The sequence below is a fragment of the Anoxybacillus suryakundensis genome, assembly GCF_001418025.1.
Classification (GTDB): domain Bacteria; phylum Bacillota; class Bacilli; order Bacillales; family Anoxybacillaceae; genus Anoxybacillus; species Anoxybacillus tengchongensis.
In genome coordinates this window covers 101498-119967 of record NZ_LIOK01000001.1, presented here as the reverse complement: position 1 = coordinate 119967, position 18470 = coordinate 101498, and the positions used below count along the sequence as shown (strand labels likewise).

The following is an 18470-nucleotide window of genomic DNA, read 5'->3' as shown; positions in this document are numbered from 1 at the left end:
TGGTCAGACCAGTGGCGACCACTTCGTGGGGGGATTGTTAGTGTCGTTGTTTGAAAAAGCGCTTCATATGCATGAGCGTTATCAAGGAAAACTAGAAATAAAAGCGAAAGTACCGTTAAAAAATGCTTACGATTTAAGCTTGGCTTATTCTCCTGGTGTAGCAGAACCGTGCAAAGTTATCCATCATGAACCGAACAAAATATACGATTATACATTAAAAGCGAATACAGTAGCTGTTGTATCGAATGGAAGCGCAGTATTAGGACTTGGAAATATTGGAGCCGAAGCAGCGTTGCCAGTCATGGAAGGAAAGGCCGTGCTTTTTAAAAGTTTTGCGGGAGTTGATGCGTTTCCGATTTGCTTAAATACATCCGACGCAGAACAAATGATTCAAACAGTGAAGCTACTTGAGCCGACATTCGGTGGCGTTAACTTAGAAGACATTGCAGCTCCGCATTGTTTTATCATTGAAGAACGCTTAAAGAAAGAACTAAACATCCCGGTCTTTCATGACGACCAACATGGAACAGCGATCGTGACTGTTGCCGGTTTAGTGAATGCATTGAAATTAGTGAACAAAAAAATAGAACATATTCAAGTTGTGATTAATGGAGCAGGTGCAGCAGGAATAGCGATCATGAAGTTGCTTCGTTGTTATGGTGTAAAACATATGATCATGTGCGATTCCAAAGGGGCAATTTATGAGGGACGCCCGTACGGAATGAATGAGATGAAACATGAAGTTGCACAATGGACAAACCATGAGAAAAAAGCTGGCACGTTAGAAGAAGTGATCGTTGGTGCGGATGTATTTATTGGTGTGTCCGTTGCAGGAGCATTGACAGCTAGCATGGTTGAAACGATGAATCGAGATGCAATTATTTTTGCGATGGCAAACCCGACGCCAGAAATTATGCCGGAAGAAGCGTTGCAAGCAGGGGCAACAGTTGTTGGTACAGGACGTTCTGATTATCCGAATCAAGTGAATAACGTGTTGGCATTTCCAGGTATTTTCAGAGGGGCGCTTGATGTGCGTGCAAAACAAATTAACGAACAAATGAAAATAGCAGCAGTCGAAGCAATAGCACATTTAATTGCAGAAGATGAGTTGCGTGCGGATTATGTGATTCCTGCTCCGTTCGATCCGCGCGTCGCTCCAGCAGTTGCTGCTGCTGTGGCAAAAGCAGCAATCGAAACAGGAGTGGCTCAAGTGATTGTTGATCCAAAAGAGATAGAAAAACGAACACGACAATTAGCTTTGATTGCAGGTGAGGACACCGATGACTACTTCTAAAGTGTATATTGAAACGTTTTGGCAAATTCATCGCATGATTGAAGAAGCGGGGCTTCAACCAGGGGATCGATTGCCTTCTGAACGAGAGTTAGCGGATCGGTTACGAGTCGGTCGATCTTCCGTTCGTGAAGCGCTGCGAGCGTTAGAGTTGCTTGGATTAATCGAAACGCGTCGCGGGGAAGGAACATTTATGAAACCGTTTGGTGATCACCAGCTCATTCAACTACTCGGTTCGTTTATTTTGCAAGGAAATCGGGAAAAACGAGATTTAATCGAAACAAAAATGTTTATCGAACGAATGTGTCTGCAGCTTGCTTGTGAGCGACTAACAGATGAGAAGCTCGAGCATATAGCTCGTGCTGAGCATACGTATGATTTATTTTTTCAACGAGTTGTGGAAGCAACCGACAACTATTTATTGTTACGCATTTGGCTTGTATTAAACGACTTTTTTGAACACGTATATACGTTGACTCTCCCTTCCGAGTTTTATGAACAAATGTGGACAGCGCTACAAAAACGGTCTTGTGAAGAAGCGACAGCGATTTATGAACAATACGTGATGCAAAAAATGTCGAAAGAAAACTGACACAATATGACAAACAAAGTTGTCTCTATTCGGTAAAGTAGAAATGGACTAAGTAGGGGAGGGAAACATGTGCTGAAAGATTTGTTCTCTAAAAGGAAAAAGTATGCCACCATTCCGTCTGAACAAGCGAAGCAAGATGTACCAGAAGGCATTATGACGAAATGTCCAAAATGTAAAAAAATTATGTATACAAAAGAACTAGTGAAAAACTTACGCGTTTGTATATCATGCGGTTATCATCATCCGATGTCTGCTCCAGAGCGCATTGCGTGTTTATTAGATGAAGGAACGTTTCAAGAATACGATCGTCACCTTCTTTCTAAAAATCCGCTCGATTTTCCTCAATATATTGAAAAAGTCGAGGAAGATCGTGAAAAAACAAAACTAAATGAAGCGGTCGTCACAGGGGAAGGAATGATTAACGGGTTTCCTATCGTCATTGCCGTAATGGATTCTCGCTTTCGCATGGGAAGTATGGGATCGGTTGTCGGAGAAAAAATCGCACGTGCCATCGAACGAGCAATGGAAAAATCAGTGCCTTTTATTATTTTCACCGCTTCAGGTGGAGCGCGCATGCAAGAAGGTGTATTAAGTTTAATGCAAATGGCGAAAACGAGCGCAGCGTTAAAACTGTTTAGCGAACAAGGTGGACTTATTATTTCAGTGATGACTCATCCGACGACAGGTGGTGTATCAGCAAGTTTCGCCTCGCTTGGGGATTACAATTTCGCTGAGCCGGGGGCGCTCATCGGTTTTGCAGGACGACGTGTCATTGAACAAACCGTTCGTGAAGAGTTGCCAGAAGATTTTCAAACAGCGGAATTTTTATTGAAACATGGACAACTAGATGCTGTGATTCTGCGTCACGAGCTAAAAGACGTATTAACGAATGTATTAGACATTCACCAATCGCGAGGTGGAGACGAATGGCATACGAATTAGAATTTGAGAAACCACTTGTAGAATTACGGAAAAAAATTAGTGAATTGAAAGAATTTACAAAGTATCGCGACGTCGATTTTTCCGATGAAATCAACAAATTAGAAGCCCGACTTGAAAAACTTGAGAATGACATTTATGCCAATTTAGGTCCATGGGATCGTGTACAAATTGCACGTCATCCGAATCGCCCGACAACGCTTGATTATATTGAACGTTTGTTTACAAACTTTTTTGAATGTCACGGTGATCGTTGTTTTGGTGATGATGAAGCGATCGTAGGGGGAATTGCAAAATATCATGGGTTGCCTGTGACTGTCATTGGCCACCAACGTGGGAAAGATACGAAAGAAAATATTCGTCGCAATTTTGGCATGCCACATCCAGAAGGATATCGAAAAGCGCTTCGCTTAATGAAACAAGCTGAAAAGTTTGGGCGTCCGATTATTTGTTTTATTGATACGAAAGGGGCATACCCTGGAAAAGCGGCAGAAGAACGAGGACAAAGCGAGGCCATCGCGCGAAACTTATTTGAAATGGCGGGATTGACAGTTCCCGTTGTATGCATTGTCATTGGCGAAGGGGGAAGCGGTGGTGCGCTTGCACTCGGTGTCGGAAACTACGTTCACATGCTTGAAAATTCAACGTATTCCGTTATTTCGCCAGAAGGAGCAGCAGCAATTTTATGGAAAGATGCATCACTTGCAAAAAAAGCTGCCGAAACGATGAAAATTACGGCGAAAGATTTGAAACAGCTTGGTATCATCGATGAAGTGATTCCTGAGGTGCGCGGTGGTGCCCATCGAAATGTAGATGAACAAGCGAAATATATTGATGATGTGCTTAAGCGTTCCTTGCGTGAATTACTTCCATTACATGCTGAACAGTTGATTGCTCAACGATACGAAAAATATAAGAAAATTGGCGATTTCATTGATTCCGAACAGCATGTTTCGGTTATGTAAAAAAGGTCATCCGTTTAGATGGCCTTTTTCTTTACATGAAATAGACGACTTTGGGCAAACTTTTTGTAGTGCAAAAAAATCAACGTTTTGTGAAACATTTCATTATGTATTGTGTTCCATATACCTTCATGTTATCTTAAAGTAAGAGGTCATACTTCTTATTTTATTTTTTTAAAGAGGTGAAGAGCGATGAAAAGAATTGGTGTGCTTACAAGCGGTGGCGATTCGCCGGGAATGAATGCTGCCATTCGTGCAGTCGTCCGAAAGGCGATCTATCATGGATTAGAAGTGTACGGCATTTACCATGGATATGCAGGATTAATTGCCGGTCAAATTAAAAAGCTTGAAATCGGGGATGTTGGCGATATTATTCATCGTGGCGGAACGATGCTATATACTGCCCGTTGCCCAGAATTCAAAACGTTAGAAGGACAGTTAAAAGGAATTGAGCAGTTGAAAAAACACGGTATTGAGGGGCTTGTTGTCATTGGTGGCGACGGTTCATACCAAGGGGCGAAAAAATTAACAGAGCACGGCTATCCGTGTGTTGGTGTGCCGGGAACGATTGATAATGACATTCCTGGAACAGATTTTACGATCGGATTTGACACAGCATTGAATACAGTGATTGACGCGATTGATAAAATTCGCGATACAGCGACATCTCATGAACGTACATATGTCATTGAAGTCATGGGACGTCATGCAGGTGATATTGCGCTTTGGGCAGGTCTTGCAGGTGGAGCAGAAAGCATTTTAATCCCAGAAGCCGATTATGATATGGACGAAATAGTCGCGCGTCTCAAACGCGGACATGAACGTGGTAAGAAACATAGCATCATTGTTGTTGCAGAAGGTGTCGGTAGCGGTGTGGAATTCGGTAAGCGCATCGAAGAAGCAACAGGGTTCGAAACGCGTGTGACAGTATTAGGTCATGTCCAACGCGGTGGTTCACCAACTGCTTTTGACCGTGTCCTTGCAAGCCGTCTAGGTGCGCGCGCAGTAGAGTTGTTACTTGAAGGAAAAGGCGGACGTTGCGTTGGTATTCAAAATAACCAACTAGTTGATCATGATATTATTGAAGCGTTAGCCCAAAAACATACAGTCGATCAGAAAATGTACCAACTATCAAAAGAGCTTTCAATTTAATGGATATTTGTGGTATCGTTTCCATATGCAAAGTGTAGGAGGGTATTTATGCGCAAAACGAAAATTGTTTGTACGATCGGTCCTGCGAGTGAAAGCGTAGAGAAACTTGTACAACTTATCGAAGCGGGAATGAACGTTGCACGTCTTAACTTTTCTCACGGAAGCCATGAAGAGCATGCTGCACGCATTCGCAACATTCGTGAAGCATCAAAAATGACTGGAAAAACCGTTGCCATTTTATTGGATACAAAAGGTCCAGAAATTCGCACGCACAACATGGAAAATGGTGCAATTGAATTAAAAGCAGGTGCTGAAGTCACCATTTCGATGAAAGAAGTACTTGGTACACCAGAAAAATTTTCGATTACTTATGAAGGACTCATTGATGACGTACATGTCGGTTCAACCATTTTATTAGATGACGGGTTAATCGGTTTAGAAGTATTAGCTGTTGACAAAGAAGCGAAAGAAATCAAAACAAAAGTGTTGAACGGCGGCGTACTAAAAAATAAAAAAGGTGTCAACGTGCCGGGCGTAAAAGTGAAATTACCGGGCATTACGGAAAAAGATGCAGATGACATTCGTTTTGGTATTGAACAAGGCATCGACTTCATTGCTGCATCGTTTGTTCGACGTGCTTCCGATGTGCTTGAAATTCGCGAATTACTCGAAGAACATAACGCATTACACATTCAAATTATCCCGAAAATTGAAAATCAAGAAGGCGTAGACAATATTGATGAGATTTTAGAAGTGGCAGACGGTTTAATGGTTGCTCGCGGGGACCTAGGTGTCGAAATTCCAGCGGAAGAAGTACCACTTGTGCAAAAAGAGTTAATTAAAAAATGCAACGCGCTTGGAAAACCGGTCATCACAGCGACACAAATGCTCGATTCAATGCAACGCAACCCACGACCAACTCGTGCAGAGGCAAGCGATGTGGCGAACGCTATTTTCGATGGAACAGATGCGATTATGCTTTCCGGAGAAACAGCAGCAGGGGCTTACCCAGTTGAGGCGGTACAAACGATGCACCGCATTGCTTTGCGCACGGAGCAAGCGTTACAATATCGCGATTTATTATCAAAACGGAGCAAACAAAGCGGAACAACAATTACAGATGCAATTGGACAATCGGTTGCTCACACGGCGTTAAACTTAGATGTTGCAGCAATTGTGACACCGACAGTAAGCGGTCATACAGCGCGTATGATTTCGAAATACCGCCCAAAAGCGCCAATTATCGCTGTTACATCAAATGAAGCTGTCTCTCGTAAATTAGCACTCGTTTGGGGTGTTCATCCGCGCGTTGCCCAACATGCGACGTCAACAGATGAGATGCTTGATATTGCTGTTGAGGCGGCTATCGATACAGGTATCGTGAAACATGGTGATCTTGTTGTCATTACAGCAGGTGTTCCGGTTGGAGAAACAGGCTCGACTAACTTAATGAAAGTGCATATGATTGGCGATATGATTGCGAAAGGCCAAGGCATTGGTCGTAAATCCGCATTCGGAAAAGTCGTTGTAGCTAAAACGGCTGGAGAAGCGCTTGAAAAAATGATAGAAGGTGGCATTTTAGTTGCCCCAGCGACAGATGCGGACATGATGAGAGCATTAGAAAAAGCTGTGGCCATCATCACCGAAGAAGGTGGCTTAACAAGCCATGCGGCTGTTGTTGGCTTAAGCTTAGGAATCCCGGTAATTGTCGGTGTAAACAACGCAACAGCTATTTTAAAAGATGGACAAGACATTACGGTAGATGCGAGCTTCGGTGCTATTTATCGTGGTCATGCGAGCGTGCTATAATAAAGAAGGGGACATCCCCTTCTTTATTATTTTGGAGGGATGTATGTGCAAAACATCTTTTTTCTTCTTTTTATCGTGATTCCAGCGCTAGAAATTGTCGTTCTTGTGTTGGCGGGAAAGGCAATTGGTATATGGCCAACATTTTCACTAATCGTTTTGACAGGCATGATCGGTGCATTTTTAGCGAAAAAACAAGGATTGCATACGGTGCAGCGGGTGAAATATGAGTTCAAGAACGGACGTATACCAAGCGATGCGCTATTAGATGGTGCTTGTATTTTAGTTGGTGGAACATTGTTGCTAACGCCGGGATTTATTACAGATACGGCAGGTTTTATTTTACTTCTCCCATTTGCGCGTGAAAAAATAAAACCGTGGCTTGTTCGCTTGTTTAAGAAGATGTTCTATACAAAAACATGGATTTATATTCGAAAATAAAAAGCATAAGCTAATGGCTTATGCTTCCTTTTTTCCGATAATAAAGTTCCAAATATCTTGAAAAACGCCAGCATGATGTAGTGTTCGACCAATGACAAGTAATACAGGTCCAACGATTAAGCCGAGAAAACCGATCAATTTGAAACCGACAAATAAAGCGATCAATGTAGCTAACGGATCGAGTCCGATATTAGAGGAGAGAAGTTTTGGTTCCATCACTTGTCGCTGTACGAGAACGACGAGATATAACACACCAAGGCCGATAGAAAAGTGAGTATCGCCGCTCATCGCTGCGTAAACAATCCATGGAACAAACACTAATCCTGTTCCTAAATACGGTAAAATATCAACAATGCCGATAATAAGAGCGATCGTAATCGCGTATTCTACTCGCAACACAAGTAAGCCGACTAATACGATCAGTGTTGTAATCGAAATGAGTGTCGCTTGCGCTTTAAGAAACCCAAATAGCGCCTTTTTTAATTCGGCAAACACTTTTGTCGTGCTCGTTTGCACTTTGTTTGGTAACAATTTTTGAAACAATGCTTTTAGGCGATACCAGTCTTTGCATATAAAAAATGTGGCAAGCAACGAGAAAATAAAAATTGTTGCAAAATTAGGCAACCATCCAATGATAGAAGGTATATTTTGTAATATGTTTTGGATAAATTGCCCGACCGTTGTAGCAATTTTCGTTCCAACAGATTGAATGTTTGACATAATCGTATCTTGTTGTGATGTGTCTAAATTTTTAAAAAGTGTAGCTAGTTGGTTATAGAGTGGAATGATTTGGCTTGCCACAAACTGTTCTATATAAATAACGAGTTTTTGAAAATGATTTGGCACCACTGTTGCTAAGTATTGTGTTCCAGTCACGATTTCTGCAACAAGAAGGGTGACAAGCCCAGCAACGAGTGCAAGTAAAAGAATTAAAACAACGATGACTGCCAACGCCCTTGGCATTTTCATTTTTTTCTCCATTACGTCGACAATCGGATTAATGAAAAAGGCGATCGCTAACGCAATTAAAAACGGGTACGTTAACGTGGACAAATAATATAAGCTTGCTAATCCGGCGATAATCACAACGATCACAAATAAAAAACGAAGGGAACTGTACAAATATTGATTCGACATTCCCTCACCTCCCGTCTTTTGTCATTTACAACTATTATAATATACAATGCAAAGGAAGAAAAAGTTTCAAAGAAGGGGGCGTATTTCGTGCAACCATTTATTTTTTTATTTATTCTTCTTGTCATTGGTATGATAGCAAAAAATCATTCCCTTATTGTTGCTGTACTTTTTTTACTCGTTGTGAAAAGTATCGGATTAAGTTCTAAAATATTTCCTTATTTAGAGCAAAAGGGAATTAATCTTGGTGTGACGATGATTACGATTGCTGTATTAGTTCCGATTGCAACTGGAAAAATAGGGTTGAAAGAACTGACAGAGTCTGTTCGCTCGATTTATTCCTGGATTGCCATGTTATCAGGGGTTGCTGTCGCTTTGTTAGCAAAGGGAGGAGTTACACTGCTTGTGAAAGATCCACATATGACGACTGCGCTTGTTCTTGGGACGATTTTAGCTGTATCTTTATTTAAAGGGGTCGCTGTTGGCCCGTTAATAGGTGCTGGCATTGCATATGTAATCATGAAAATAGTCGATGTATTTTCTTAATTGATTACTTTTTTATAATAATATTTTTGAATTATGATTTCTTTTAGTTCACAAAAGTCTGATAATTGTTTATAATGGTAGTGGAGCATGTACGAAACTATCGTATATATTCCCCTGCTCGCTTCGTAAAGCGGATAGGTGAATATATAACAAAATGTAAGCATTTTCTTTGCATTTTTATTCAGCTGTTTTGAGCAATCGCTCGACGACGCGTTTCAACATGGGAAAAGGGGAATAAAAGAGAAAAAGGAGAGATGTAAGATGACAGTAACTCGCGGTCTCGAAGGGGTTGTAGCAACCACTTCCACAATTAGTTCAATCATCGATGATACGCTCACATATGTTGGGTATAATATCGATGACTTAGCTGAACACGCTACGTTTGAAGAAGTCGTTTATTTGCTTTGGCATCGCAAACTGCCGAATAAGGAAGAACTAGAAATGTTAACAAAACAGTTAGCGGAAAATGCCGATATTCCGCAACAAGTTATTGATCATTTTAAAATGTATCCGCTTGATCAAGTTCATCCAATGGCAGCGCTTCGTACAGCGATTTCATTCCTCGGCTTGTACGATGAAGAAGCAGAAGCGATGAATCTTGAGGCAAACTATCGGAAAGCCATTCGTTTACAAGCGAAAATATCAACAATTGTAGCTGCATTTTCGCGCATTCGAAAAGGTTTAGAACCTGTGCCACCGCGCAAAGATTTAAGTTTTGCGGCAAACTTTTTATATATGCTAACAGGTAAAGAACCGGATCCGATCGCTGAGGAAGCGTTTAATAAAGCGCTCGTGCTGCATGCAGATCATGAATTGAACGCTTCAACATTTACAGCGCGCGTCTGTGTTGCGACTTTATCTGATGTATATTCTGGCATTACAGCAGCGATTGGAGCGTTGAAAGGGCCGCTTCACGGTGGAGCGAACGAAGCGGTAATGAAAATGTTGACAGAAATCGGCACGCTTGAAAATGTAGAAACGTACATTCATAACAAATTAAATAATAAAGAAAAAATTATGGGCTTTGGTCATCGTGTGTATCGCCATGGAGACCCACGTGCAAAGCACTTGAAGAAAATGTCTGAAAAATTGACGAAGTTAACAGGTGAACCACATTGGTATGACATGTCGGTGAAAATTGAGGAGATCGTTACATCGGCAAAAGGATTACCACCAAATGTTGACTTCTACTCTGCTTCTGTTTACCATAGTTTAGGAATTGATCATGATTTATTTACGCCGATTTTCGCAATTAGTCGCATGTCTGGATGGCTCGCACACATTTTAGAGCAATACGAAAACAACCGTCTCATTCGTCCGCGTGCTGAATATACGGGACCTATGAGACAAGTATACGTGCCGCTTGAAGAGCGAGCATAAGGATGGCTGCAAAAGGTGAGAAACTCGCCTTTCTCACCTTTTTATACTACATAATTTGGAGGTCGTTATTGTGATGCAAGGTGAAAAAATTACGGTTACAAATGGGGTATTAAACGTTCCAAACTATCCAATTATTCCATTTATTGAAGGAGATGGGACAGGTCCAGATATTTGGGCAGCTGCATCTCGGGTGCTAGAAGCGGCTGTGGAAAAAGCTTATAAAGGTGAACGCAAAATTGTTTGGAAAGAAGTGCTTGCTGGTGAAAAAGCGTTTAAATTGACAGGTGAATGGTTGCCACAGGAAACGCTTGATACGATTCGTGAATACATAATTGCCATTAAAGGACCGTTGACAACGCCAGTAGGTGGTGGGATCCGTTCATTAAACGTTGCGCTTCGTCAAGAGCTCGATTTATTTGTATGCTTACGCCCGGTTCGTTATTTCAAAGGAGTTCCTTCTCCGGTTAAGCGTCCTGAAGATACAGACATGGTTATTTTCCGTGAGAATACGGAAGATATTTATGCGGGAATTGAGTATGCCAAAGGAACACCAGAAGTGAAAAAATTAATTGATTTCTTGCAAAACGAAATGGGTGTGCGTAAAATTCGCTTCCCTGAAACATCTGGAATTGGTATTAAGCCGATTTCAGAAGAAGGTACGAAACGATTAGTGCGCGCAGCAATTAAATATGCCATTGAGCATGGTCGGAAATCGGTTACGCTCGTTCATAAAGGAAACATTATGAAATACACAGAAGGCGCATTTAAAAACTGGGGTTATGAATTAGCTGAGCAAGAATTCGGCGATCAAGTATTTACTTGGGCTGAATATGACCGCATCGTTGAAATGCATGGAAAGGAAGCTGCAAACCGAGCGCAAGCGGAAGCAGAAGCAGCAGGAAAAATTATTATTAAAGACTCGATTGCAGATATTTTCTTACAACAAATTTTAACTCGTCCACGTGAGTTCGATGTCGTTGCGACAATGAACTTAAACGGTGACTACATTTCAGATGCGCTCGCAGCACAAGTAGGCGGCATCGGTATCGCCCCAGGTGCAAACATTAACTACGAAACAGGCCATGCGATCTTTGAAGCGACGCACGGAACTGCACCGAAATATGCAGGATTAGACAAAGTGAACCCATCATCTGTCATTTTATCTGGCGTAATGATGTTTGAGCATCTCGGTTGGAATGAAGCAGCAAAATTGATTATTGACTCGATGGAAAAAACTATTGCATCTAAAGTGGTCACATACGACTTTGCACGTTTAATGGAAGGTGCAACAGAGGTGAAATGTTCTGAATTCGCGGATGCTCTCATTCGAAATATGGGAGAATAACATAAAAAAGGGGATGGAAGAACGTGGGTATGAAACGTAAAAAAATCTCAATTATCGGTGCTGGATTTACGGGAGCAACAACAGCGTTCATTTTAGCGCAAAAGGAGCTCGGGGACATTGTTCTTGTCGACATTCCGCAGTTGGAAAATCCAACAAAAGGAAAGGCGCTCGATATGCTTGAGTCAAGCCCGGTTCTTGGATTTGACGCCAACATCATCGGTACGTCGGATTATGCAGATACAGCTGATTCAGATATCGTCGTGATCACCGCTGGCATTGCGCGTAAACCCGGCATGAGCCGCGATGATTTAGTCACGACAAACCAAAGTATTATGAAGGCGGTCACGAAAGAAGTCGTCAAATATTCGCCGAACTGCTTTATTATCGTATTAACGAATCCTGTTGATGCGATGACATACACGGTGTTTAAAGAATCCGGTTTCCCGAAAAACCGTGTGATCGGTCAATCTGGGGTGTTGGATACCGCACGTTTCCGTACATTTGTTGCACAAGAATTAAATTTATCTGTAAAAGACATTACGGGATTTGTTTTAGGAGGTCATGGAGATGATATGGTGCCACTTGTGCGCTATTCGTATGCGGGTGGCATTCCTCTTGAAACGTTAATTCCAAAAGATCGTTTAGACGCCATCGTTGAACGTACTCGCAAAGGTGGCGGTGAAATTGTGAACTTGCTTGGCAACGGCAGTGCTTATTATGCGCCCGCTGCATCCCTTGCTGAAATGGTTGAAGCAATTGTGAAAGACCAGCGCCGAGTTCTTCCAGCCATCGCTTATTTAGAAGGCGAATACGGATATGAAGGTATTTATTTAGGTGTGCCAACCATTTTAGGTGGCAACGGAATTGAAAAAGTTATCGAATTAGAGCTAACAGAAGAAGAAAAAGTAGCGTTAGCAAAATCTGTTGAGTCGGTGAAAAATGTGATGAAAGTATTACAATAATAAAAATTCGGGGGGAATCCCCGAATTTTTATATATGGTCAAACAAAGGGGAGATGGGTATGCTGAGCAAAAAACGCAAACTTGGACGTTTAATTTCAGACATTTCCGTTGGTGAGAAGCTCGTATTAACGGAAGCGATCGAAGATAAGGATTTATTGTTATATTTAGGGCTAACAAACGATGCCAATCCGCTTTATATTCAACATGACTACGCATCTCAAACGCCATGGAAACGCCCGATTGTACCAACCATTATGTTAACAGGTATCATTACGTCGGCTGTTTCAAAATATTTGCCGGGACCAGGAAGCCACATCATTTCCCAAACGATTGAATTTAAACGACCGGTATATCATTACGAACATGTTGAATTTTTATTTGAAGTGACTGAAGTGGATGAAGAAAATAATGAAATTCATATTTCGATTCAAGCTGCGCGAGATGGAGAAGAAATATTAGTTGGAGCATTGCGTGTCGTTCCGCCATATCCGTTCGTTGAAGAAAAAGCACTAGATAACTTTTAAAAAGGAGGCGTTGCCTCTTTTTTATTTTTTTCTTTTTACATCATTCGTTATAATAAAAATGTAACAAATTTACGTTGTTGGAGGATGGTTATGTCGAAACGTGTGTTAGTTGTCGATGATGAGCAGTCGATCGTTACGTTGTTAGAGTACAACTTAAAACAGGCAGGGTTTATCGTATTGACAGCCTATGATGGAGAAGAAGGGCTTCATAAAGCGTTAGAGGAGCGTCCCGATTTTATCATTCTTGATTTAATGTTACCGAAATTAGATGGGATTGAAGTATGCAAGCAGCTACGGCAACAAAAAGTGATGACTCCTATTTTAATGTTGACAGCAAAAGATGATGAATTTGATAAAGTACTTGGGCTTGAATTAGGTGCCGATGACTATATGACCAAGCCGTTTAGCCCACGTGAAGTTGTAGCACGCGTTAAGGCCATTTTACGCCGAACAATCATACCAGGACAAGAAGAAAAACAAGAACATAGCGACGATTCGCTTATTGTCGGACAACTAAAAATTTTCCCAGATCGTTATGAGGCATATTTTGCACAACAAAGATTAGAACTCACTCCGAAAGAATTTGAATTATTAGCATACTTAGCGAAATATAAAGGACGTGTATTGACACGTGATCAATTATTAAGTGCAGTTTGGAACTATGACTTTGCGGGGGATACACGCATTGTCGATGTGCATATTAGTCATTTGCGTGACAAAATCGAACATGATACGCGAAAGCCTGTATATATTAAAACGATACGGGGCTTAGGATATAAATTGGAGGAGCCGAAAGCGGATGAATAAATTTCGCTCCCGGCTATTGCTCGGGCTTATTTCCGTCATTTTGTCGGTTTTATTCGGTCTAGGTTTGCTATTAGGTCAATTGTTTCAAAAGTTTTATGCAGATACTGTGCATGATCGAATGGAGAAAGAGGCAAAACTTTTAGCCTTATATATGGAAAATAAATCGCTTCAGTCTGATATGTTTGAACAACGATTGAACGCCATTAGCGATATGCTGTCTGCTCGCATCACCATTGTTGATCGAGACGGAAAAGTTCTGTTAGATACAAACAATTACGTGTTGATTGATAAAAAACGTCATCAAAAGCTCATTCAAACGTTATTAAAAAAAGAAGATGAATCAGTTATATTTGAAGAAGAACAAGACTTATATTATTATGCAGTTTCATTTTGGCAACGTGATCAACAACTCGGATATATTGTCATAAGTTTGCCGATGGATGCGATTGAGCGGGTGGACGAACAAATTTGGTTGTTGCTCACGTTCAGCTTGAGCATTGCTTTTTTCATCATTCTTTTATTAGGTATTAAAATTACAAACCAGTATACGAAACCGATAGAAGCAGCAACAAAAGTGGCGATGGAGTTGGCACGTGGCAATTATAAAGCTCGAACGTATGAAAGTCGAGAAGACGAAACAGGCATGCTTAGCCAGTCGCTAAACATTTTGGCGCGCAATTTACAAGAGATGGTTCGTACACAAGAAATGCAGCAAGATCGCTTACGTGCTCTCATTGAAAATATGGGAAGTGGCTTAATTTTAATTGATCAGCGTGGGTACATTTCGTTAATGAACCGCGCGTATAAGGAAATGTTCCATATTGATCCATTAGATTACATACATCGCTTATATTATGAAGCGTTTCCACATCAAGAGGTCATCGCCCTTGTAGAGGAAATATTTATGACAGAAATAAATGTAAGGAAACAAATGCTTCTTCCGATTGGTATTGAACGAAAACATTTTGAAGTGTACGGAACGCCCATTATTGGAACGAATGATGAGTGGAAAGGAATTATTATTGTGTTCCACGATATTACTGAGCTAAAAAAGCTTGAGCAAATGAGAAAAGATTTTGTGGCGAACGTTTCGCACGAATTAAAAACGCCGATTACATCGATTAAAGGGTTTGCTGAAACGTTATTAGATGGAGCGATGCATGATGCGCAAACGCTTGAATATTTTTTAACGATTATTTTAAAAGAAAGTGAGCGCCTTCAACATTTAATTCAAGATTTGCTTGATTTATCGAAAATTGAACAGCAAGGATTTACGTTAAATATATCCGTTGTTGACTTGAATGAGGTATTGAAAGAAGTCATTGTCATGCTTGAATCAAAAGCGAACGATAAACAAATTACATTGACATGTACATCGAATGCAACGCTTTGTTATATGTATGGTGATTTACATCGTTTAAAACAAATTTTTATTAATTTAATTAATAATGCTATTGCTTATACACCAGCTGGTGGGCGTGTAACAGTTTATGTGGAGAAAGACGATAAAGAGTTACGCGTTCATATAAGTGACACAGGTATCGGAATTGAACAAAAGGAAATTCCACGTATTTTTGAAAGATTTTATCGTGTGGACAAAGCACGAAGTCGCAACTCAGGTGGTACAGGTCTTGGATTAGCGATTGTGAAACATTTAGTAGAGGCGCATCACGGTACAATTTCTGTAAAAAGTGAAGTGGGGGTAGGGACGACATTCACTGTTCATTTTCGTGCAGATGCTTGTGCAGACGACTGATTTTTAACGATATATTTACAATTAGTTTACCATGTATTAAAAAAATATTGGTAACATAACAAGTGAAAACCCCTTCATCCAAGAAGCCGATTGTCTTGGAATAGGCGAGGACAACGAATGTTCTCGTCTTTTTTCTTTTTTGGCGGTGATCATGGTAAAATAAGCGTAAGTGAATCAAAGAGGAGGTTTTCGGTTTGGCGAACAAATTAGTCTTAATTGACGGCAATAGCATCGCTTATCGCGCTTTTTTTGCATTGCCTCTGTTACATAACGATAAGGGTATTCATACAAACGCCATTTATGGTTTTACAATGATGTTAATGAAGCTCATTGAAGAAGAGAAGCCGACGCATATGCTCGTCGCGTTTGATGCAGGGAAAACGACATTTCGCCATGAAGTGTATACAGAATACAAAGGTGGGAGACAAAAAACACCACCAGAATTATCGGAACAGTTTCCGTTTTTACGCGAACTGCTTGATGCATACAACATTCGTACGTACGAACTTGAAAATTATGAGGCAGATGATATTATCGGAACGATTGCTACGGAGGCGGAAAAAGAAGGATTTGACGTCGTCATTATTTCGGGTGATCGTGATTTAACACAATTAGCCTCTGAACGCATTCATGTACATGTGACGAAAAAAGGGATAACAGATATAGAGCGATATACACCAGAACATGTATTTGAGAAGTACGGGCTAACGCCTGCTCAAATTGTTGATTTGAAAGGATTAATGGGAGATGCGTCAGATAATATTCCAGGAGTTCCAGGGATAGGAGAGAAAACTGCATTAAAATTATTAAAAGAATATGGAACGGTTGAACATGTGCTTGCCTCACTTGAACATATTTCTGGAAAAAAACTAAAAGAAAACTTGCAAACGTACCGTGAACAAGCGTTATTAAGTAAACAGCTAGCTACCATTCGTCGCGATGTTCCGCTGACGCTATCGCTCGATGAATTAGCATGGCAGTCGTATGATGTCGAGCGAGTGACAACGTTGTTTCAAGAGCTCGGTTTTACATCGCTTATGGACAAAATTGGTCGGTCTTCACAAGAACAACGATCGTTAAAAGATATTTCATTTGTTACTGTTCAAACGATTGACGAGCATATGTTGGAAAAAGAAAGTACACTTCTTGTTGAAGTGATGGATGCGAATTATCATCAAGCACCTATTTTAGGCTTTGCGCTTGTCAATGAACGTGGACACTTTTTTATCCCGACGGACGTTGCTTTAGCGTCGTCTGCATTTAAAACGTGGCTTGAAGATGAGCAATGCAAAAAAAGTGTATTTGATGCAAAACGAGCGATCGTTGCGCTAAAGTGGCACGGTATTGAACTCAAAGGTGTCGATTTCGATTTATTATTAGCCGCATATTTACTCAATCCGACAGATGCTAACGGCGATGTGGCGGCTATTGCAAAAACGAAACAATATACAGATGTACAAAGTGACGAAGAAGTATATGGAAAAGGGGCAAAACAAGCTGTTCCACCGACAAATGTATTAGCTGAACATCTCGTACGAAAAGCAAAAGCGATCGCTTCGTTAAAAGAAACATATATTCATGAACTTAAACAAAATGAACAATTTGAATTGCTTATTCACTTAGAGTTACCACTTACGTTCATTTTGGCACAGATGGAGTTCTACGGTGTAAAAGTGGATGTAAATCGTTTGCAAGATATGGGGAAAGAATTCGCTGCTCAACTTCAACAAATTGAGCAACGCATTTATGAATTAGCAGGAACGACATTTAACATCAATTCCCCAAAACAACTAGGGACGATTTTGTTTGAGAAATTACAGCTGCCGGTTGTAAAAAAGACGAAAACAGGTTATTCAACCTCGGCGGATGTTTTAGAAAAATTGGCGCCGTACCATGAAATCATCGAGCAAATTTTACATTATCGTCAGCTCGGAAAATTACAATCGACATATGTAGAAGGATTAATGAAAGTTGTTCGAAAAGATACAGGAAAAGTGCATACCATTTTCCAACAAGCGCTCACTCAAACAGGACGTTTAAGTTCAACGGAGCCCAATTTACAAAACATTCCGATTCGTATTGAAGAGGGAAGAAAAATTCGCCAAGCGTTCGTCCCATCTTTTGATGACTGGGTGATTTTTTCTGCTGACTATTCGCAAATTGAGTTGCGGGTGTTAGCTCATATCGCTAACGATGAAAATTTAATTGTAGCATTTCATCATGATCTCGACATTCATACGAAAACAGCGATGGATATTTTTCATGTGAAAGAAGAAGAAGTGACTGCTCAAATGCGCCGGCAAGCAAAAGCTGTCAACTTCGGCATCGTTTATGGGATTAGCGACTACGGATTGTCGCAAAACTTAGGCATTACACGCAAAGAAGCAGCGGAATTTATCGAGCGCTATTTCCAAAGTTATCCGGGCGTAAAACGGTATATGCAAGAAATTATACAAGATGCAAAACAAAAAGGATATGTCACGACGTTGCTTCACCGTCGTCGTTATTTACCTGATATTACGAGCAGTAATTTTAATGTTCGTAGCTTTGCGGAGCGGACAGCGATGAACACGCCAATTCAAGGAAGTGCAGCGGACATTATTAAAAAGGCGATGATTGATTTAGCTAGCCGTTTACGTGAAGAAGGACTACAAGCTCGTTTGTTGCTACAAGTACATGACGAACTCATTTTAGAAGCGCCAAAAGAGGAAGTACATTTGTTGAAAAACATTGTTCCCGATGTAATGGAAAATGCTGTTTCATTACGTGTTCCGCTAAAAGTCGATTATCATTTTGGACCGACGTGGTATGACGCAAAGTAAGGAAGGGTGAA

At 40.8% G+C, this 18470-nt stretch carries 16 protein-coding genes; 15 read left to right on the top strand and 1 reads right to left on the bottom strand.

Going from position 1 to position 18470, the window contains the following annotated elements; all coding sequences use genetic code 11:
• Positions 1 to 40 precede the first annotated feature (40 nt).
• The 7 genes from ystJ (at position 41) to ASC42_RS00545 (ending at position 7183) form a co-directional block, all read left to right on the top strand.
• Positions 41 to 1294, top strand: coding sequence for an NADP-dependent malic enzyme (ystJ, locus tag ASC42_RS00575; RefSeq protein ID WP_055440085.1), 1254 nt, complete (start codon positions 41 to 43; stop codon positions 1292 to 1294).
• Positions 1281 to 1883, top strand: a complete 603-nt coding sequence (locus tag ASC42_RS00570) for a FadR/GntR family transcriptional regulator (RefSeq protein ID WP_072242631.1) — start codon at positions 1281 to 1283, stop codon at positions 1881 to 1883. The genes ystJ and ASC42_RS00570 overlap by 14 nt, the downstream gene beginning before the upstream one ends.
• Before the next feature lie 69 nt (positions 1884 to 1952).
• Complete coding sequence (accD, locus tag ASC42_RS00565) at positions 1953 to 2825, top strand: acetyl-CoA carboxylase, carboxyltransferase subunit beta (RefSeq protein ID WP_055440083.1); 873 nt, start codon at positions 1953 to 1955, stop codon at positions 2823 to 2825.
• Positions 2810 to 3787 (top strand): acetyl-CoA carboxylase carboxyl transferase subunit alpha, encoded by a 978-nt coding sequence (accA, locus tag ASC42_RS00560; protein WP_055440082.1) that lies wholly within the window; start codon positions 2810 to 2812, stop codon positions 3785 to 3787. The genes accD and accA overlap by 16 nt, the downstream gene beginning before the upstream one ends.
• Before the next feature lie 189 nt (positions 3788 to 3976).
• The gene (pfkA, locus tag ASC42_RS00555; RefSeq protein ID WP_055440081.1) at positions 3977 to 4936 is read left to right on the top strand and encodes a 6-phosphofructokinase; all 960 of its coding nucleotides are present in this window, start codon (positions 3977 to 3979) and stop codon (positions 4934 to 4936) included.
• A gap of 48 nt (positions 4937 to 4984) precedes the next feature.
• Positions 4985 to 6745 (top strand): pyruvate kinase, encoded by a 1761-nt coding sequence (gene pyk, locus ASC42_RS00550; RefSeq protein WP_055440080.1) that lies wholly within the window; start codon positions 4985 to 4987, stop codon positions 6743 to 6745.
• Positions 6746 to 6790: 45 nt separating this feature from the next.
• Positions 6791 to 7183, top strand: coding sequence for an FxsA family protein (locus ASC42_RS00545; RefSeq protein ID WP_082435655.1), 393 nt, complete (start codon positions 6791 to 6793; stop codon positions 7181 to 7183).
• A gap of 18 nt (positions 7184 to 7201) precedes the next feature.
• Here ASC42_RS00545 and ytvI read toward each other — a convergent pair whose 3' ends face one another.
• Positions 7202 to 8320 (bottom strand): sporulation integral membrane protein YtvI, encoded by a 1119-nt coding sequence (gene ytvI, locus ASC42_RS00540; protein ID WP_055440078.1) that lies wholly within the window; start codon positions 8318 to 8320, stop codon positions 7202 to 7204.
• A gap of 87 nt (positions 8321 to 8407) precedes the next feature.
• Between ytvI and ASC42_RS00535 the strand changes: the two genes are divergently transcribed.
• The 8 genes from ASC42_RS00535 (at position 8408) to polA (ending at position 18459) form a co-directional block, all read left to right on the top strand.
• Positions 8408 to 8863 carry a DUF441 domain-containing protein gene (locus ASC42_RS00535; RefSeq protein ID WP_072242629.1) on the top strand — a complete coding sequence of 152 codons (456 nt, stop codon included), beginning with the start codon at positions 8408 to 8410 and terminating at the stop codon, positions 8861 to 8863.
• Between the two features lie 261 nt (positions 8864 to 9124).
• The gene (gene citZ, locus ASC42_RS00530) at positions 9125 to 10243 is read left to right on the top strand and encodes a citrate synthase (RefSeq protein ID WP_055440077.1); all 1119 of its coding nucleotides are present in this window, start codon (positions 9125 to 9127) and stop codon (positions 10241 to 10243) included.
• Between the two features lie 70 nt (positions 10244 to 10313).
• On the top strand, positions 10314 to 11588 hold the full coding sequence (gene icd / locus ASC42_RS00525; protein WP_055440076.1) for an NADP-dependent isocitrate dehydrogenase: 1275 nt from the start codon (positions 10314 to 10316) through the stop codon (positions 11586 to 11588).
• Between the two features lie 23 nt (positions 11589 to 11611).
• Positions 11612 to 12550, top strand: coding sequence for a malate dehydrogenase (gene mdh, locus ASC42_RS00520; RefSeq protein ID WP_032100355.1), 939 nt, complete (start codon positions 11612 to 11614; stop codon positions 12548 to 12550).
• 53 nt (positions 12551 to 12603) lie between these two features.
• On the top strand, positions 12604 to 13074 hold the full coding sequence (locus ASC42_RS00515) for a MaoC/PaaZ C-terminal domain-containing protein (RefSeq protein WP_055440075.1): 471 nt from the start codon (positions 12604 to 12606) through the stop codon (positions 13072 to 13074).
• 90 nt (positions 13075 to 13164) lie between these two features.
• Positions 13165 to 13881 (top strand): response regulator transcription factor, encoded by a 717-nt coding sequence (locus tag ASC42_RS00510; RefSeq protein ID WP_032100353.1) that lies wholly within the window; start codon positions 13165 to 13167, stop codon positions 13879 to 13881.
• A complete protein-coding gene (gene pnpS / locus ASC42_RS00505; protein ID WP_055440074.1) occupies positions 13874 to 15637 on the top strand; it encodes a two-component system histidine kinase PnpS in 1764 nt (587 codons plus the stop codon). Before ASC42_RS00510 ends, pnpS begins: the two co-directional genes overlap by 8 nt.
• A gap of 194 nt (positions 15638 to 15831) precedes the next feature.
• On the top strand, positions 15832 to 18459 hold the full coding sequence (polA, locus tag ASC42_RS00500; protein WP_055440073.1) for a DNA polymerase I: 2628 nt from the start codon (positions 15832 to 15834) through the stop codon (positions 18457 to 18459).
• Positions 18460 to 18470: the final 11 nt, after the last annotated feature.

Bases quoted from the DNA above. Each gene is read 5' to 3' on its own strand.
- ASC42_RS00570 (WP_072242631.1), top strand. From the start codon at position 1,281: ATGACTACTTCTAAAGTGTATATTGAAACGTTTTGGCAAATTCATCGC.
- accA (WP_055440082.1), top strand. From the start codon at position 2,810: ATGGCATACGAATTAGAATTTGAGAAACCACTTGTAGAATTACGGAAA.
- pfkA (WP_055440081.1), top strand. From the start codon at position 3,977: ATGAAAAGAATTGGTGTGCTTACAAGCGGTGGCGATTCGCCGGGAATG.
- pyk (WP_055440080.1), top strand. From the start codon at position 4,985: ATGCGCAAAACGAAAATTGTTTGTACGATCGGTCCTGCGAGTGAAAGC.
- ytvI (WP_055440078.1), bottom strand. From the start codon at position 8,320: ATGTCGAATCAATATTTGTACAGTTCCCTTCGTTTTTTATTTGTGATC.
- citZ (WP_055440077.1), top strand. From the start codon at position 9,125: ATGACAGTAACTCGCGGTCTCGAAGGGGTTGTAGCAACCACTTCCACA.
- ASC42_RS00515 (WP_055440075.1), top strand. From the start codon at position 12,604: ATGGGTATGCTGAGCAAAAAACGCAAACTTGGACGTTTAATTTCAGAC.
- ASC42_RS00510 (WP_032100353.1), top strand. From the start codon at position 13,165: ATGTCGAAACGTGTGTTAGTTGTCGATGATGAGCAGTCGATCGTTACG.
- pnpS (WP_055440074.1), top strand. From the start codon at position 13,874: ATGAATAAATTTCGCTCCCGGCTATTGCTCGGGCTTATTTCCGTCATT.